Genomic DNA, 2408 nt, shown 5'->3' with positions numbered 1-2408 from the left:
GGGTGCGGGGGGTGCGCCCGGGGCTGACTCGGGGCGCGACGGTTTCGGGAGGCGTGAGCAGGTCTCGCTCGTCGTCACCGGGCTCGTCGTGGCGGCGGCGGGTCTCGCGTGGCCGGTCGTGGCGGACGTCGTCACCGGGCGGTCGGGGGCCTATCTCGACACCGAGCTCTCGTGGTGGGTCGGATTCGTCGGGCGTCAGCACTTCGCGCCGTTGACGCCGTGGTTCGTGATGGCGACGACCTTCCTGGGCGTAGCCGGGGCGGTCGTCGTGGTCGGCGTGCTGGCGGCCGTCGCGTGGTTCTTCTCCCGTCGCTCGACCCGGTCGCTCGGCATCGAGGTCTGGTCGTACTCGGCGGCCTACGTGCTGTATCTCGTGGCGGTGTTCCTGCCGCAGCAGAGTCTGCCGCGGCTGCTCATGCCGATCGCGCCGCTGCTCGGGCACCCCGCGATCGCACCGTCGCCGCGCCTCCGGAGGTCCCTGCTCGTCGGCGGCATCGCCCTGCAGCCCGTCGCCGTGGTGCTGCTCTGGTTCGTCGGGTACCCGTAGCGGGGTCGGGCGCGGCGGCCCGGAGGGGCCGGTGCTCGTGCGGCACAAGCCGCGAGTCGGGCTCCCGCCCTGGCCTGGGCCCCGCCCCTGGGCTGGCGGCCGGGGTCTGGGGATGCGTAGTCCCGTCGGCAACTCCGGACTCGTGCGCGAACGAGAGCCCGGGCGACGCGTCGGGGCGGCCAGCGCGTCAGGAGGCAGGACCTGCCGACGCGCGCCGGGTCGTCGGGGGGCGGCGTTGCTCGCGATGCTCGGGGTGCGCGTGCTGGCGGGGTCGGCGGGGGTGGTCGGCAACTCCTGCTCCGTGCGACGCCGGGTGCCGCCGGTGCCTCGTGTCACCGTGGTGCGTGACGGGAGGCAGGAGTTGCCGACGCGGGGGTGTCGGGGGCCGCGGTGCTCGCGGGGCGCTCGGGACTCCCGGTGCGCGCGTGCTCGCGGTGGCTGGTGCTCGTGCGGGGGCGGTCGGCAACTCCTGCTCCGTGCGGTGCTGGGTGCGATGGTGCCGCGTGTCGCCGTGTCGCGCGTCAGGAGGCAGGAGTTGCCGACGCGGAATCAGCGCAGGTCGCGGGAGTAGCAGACCGAGAGGTCGGCGCCGGCGTAGGGGCCGAAGCCGGGGATGGTCTCGTACCCCTCGCGCTCGTAGAAGCGGATCGCGTCGGGTTGCAGGGTGCCGGTCTCGAGCACGACGCGTCGGGCTCCGAGCCCCCGGGCGGCGTCTTCGAGCGCCCGCAGCACGGCGGTCGCGACACCCGAGCCGCGAGCGGTCCGCTCGACGAACATGCGTTTGATCTCGACGGTGTCCGGGCCGACCACGGCGTCGTCGAGCGGGCGGAGGCCGCCGCAGGCGACCGCCCGACCGTCGGGGTCGCGGGCGACGATGAACACCGGGACGTCGGAGGCGGTCGGGACCGCGCCCGGTTCGTGGTCGTCGCTGCCGTATCGGGCGTCGAGCTCGCGGCGTTGGGCGCGGCGCAGCTGGTCGGCCTCGGGGTGGTCGAAGGGGATGGTCTCGATCTGCCAGGTCATGCTCGTCCTTTCGTGACGATCGTTACGGTAACAGGCGTTACGCTGTGTGTCATGCCTCGCACCCGAGACGCCGACGCGACCCGCCTCCGCCTGTCCGAGGCCGTCTTCACGACGCTCGCCGACCGGGGGCCCGTGGGCCTCACGCTGCGGGCGGTCGCCGAGAGGGCCGGGTGCACGACGGGGCTCGTCCTCCACACGTTCCCGAACAAGCAGGCCCTCCTGCTGCACGCGCGCGATGTGCTGCACGAACGCACCAGGCTCCGCGCCGACAGGGTCGAGTCCGACGCGAGCGACCCGGCGGCGGCGCTGCGGGCCGTGGTCGCAGCGGCCCTGCCGACCGACGAGGCGACCCTCGCCGAGGCCCGCGTCTGGATCGGGTTCCTGGCCGCCGCGCTCAGCGACCCCGTGCTGGTCGAGCGCCACGCGGACAACAGCGGGGCCTTCGCCGACCGGCTGGCGCGACTGCTGACGGCGGCCGACGAAGCCGACGCCACCGAATCCGGCGCCACCGAAGACGGCGCCGCAGGGGACGTCACCGTGCGGGCTGCCGCGCTCGCCGCAGCGGTCGAGGGAGTGTCGTCGTTGGCGGCGGGCGATCCCGAGCGATGGCCTCCGGTGCGACAACGCGCGGTGCTCGACCGGGCCGTGTCCGATGCTCTCGGCTGGCGCCTTCCCGGCTGAGCTCGGCGAGCCTGCCCCGGGCGGTACTGCCGCCTGGTGCCGCACCGCACCGCACCGAGCCGCCCCGTGCCACGCCGCCCCGCCGTGCCACGCCACGCCGCCCCGCCCCGCCCCGCCATGGCCACGGCCGAGGCCCTGCAGCGGCTCGGTCGGCATC

The 2408-nt window shown here is 75.1% G+C and carries 2 protein-coding genes and 1 pseudogene; 2 read left to right on the top strand and 1 reads right to left on the bottom strand.

The window, feature by feature from the left end:
* Positions 1 to 547: pseudogene (locus tag ACZ6JE_RS15025) on the top strand (hypothetical protein); the annotation flags it as partial.
* A gap of 549 nt (positions 548 to 1096) precedes the next feature.
* Here the strand turns inward: ACZ6JE_RS15025 and ACZ6JE_RS15020 are convergent.
* Positions 1097 to 1570, bottom strand: a complete 474-nt coding sequence (locus tag ACZ6JE_RS15020) for a GNAT family N-acetyltransferase (RefSeq protein WP_192060732.1) — start codon at positions 1568 to 1570, stop codon at positions 1097 to 1099.
* Between the two features lie 51 nt (positions 1571 to 1621).
* Between ACZ6JE_RS15020 and ACZ6JE_RS15015 the strand changes: the two genes are divergently transcribed.
* Positions 1622 to 2251, top strand: a complete 630-nt coding sequence (locus ACZ6JE_RS15015; protein ID WP_464319453.1) for a TetR family transcriptional regulator C-terminal domain-containing protein — start codon at positions 1622 to 1624, stop codon at positions 2249 to 2251.
* The last annotated feature ends 157 nt before the right edge of the window (positions 2252 to 2408 follow it).

The organism is Frigoribacterium sp. AC759 (assembly GCF_979256015.1).
This window is presented reverse-complemented; position numbering and strand designations above follow the sequence as displayed.

Coding starts and splice junctions, on each gene's coding strand:
- ACZ6JE_RS15020 (WP_192060732.1), bottom strand. CDS start 1,570: ATGACCTGGCAGATCGAGACCATCCCCTTCGACCACCCCGAGGCCGAC.
- ACZ6JE_RS15015 (WP_464319453.1), top strand. CDS start 1,622: ATGCCTCGCACCCGAGACGCCGACGCGACCCGCCTCCGCCTGTCCGAG.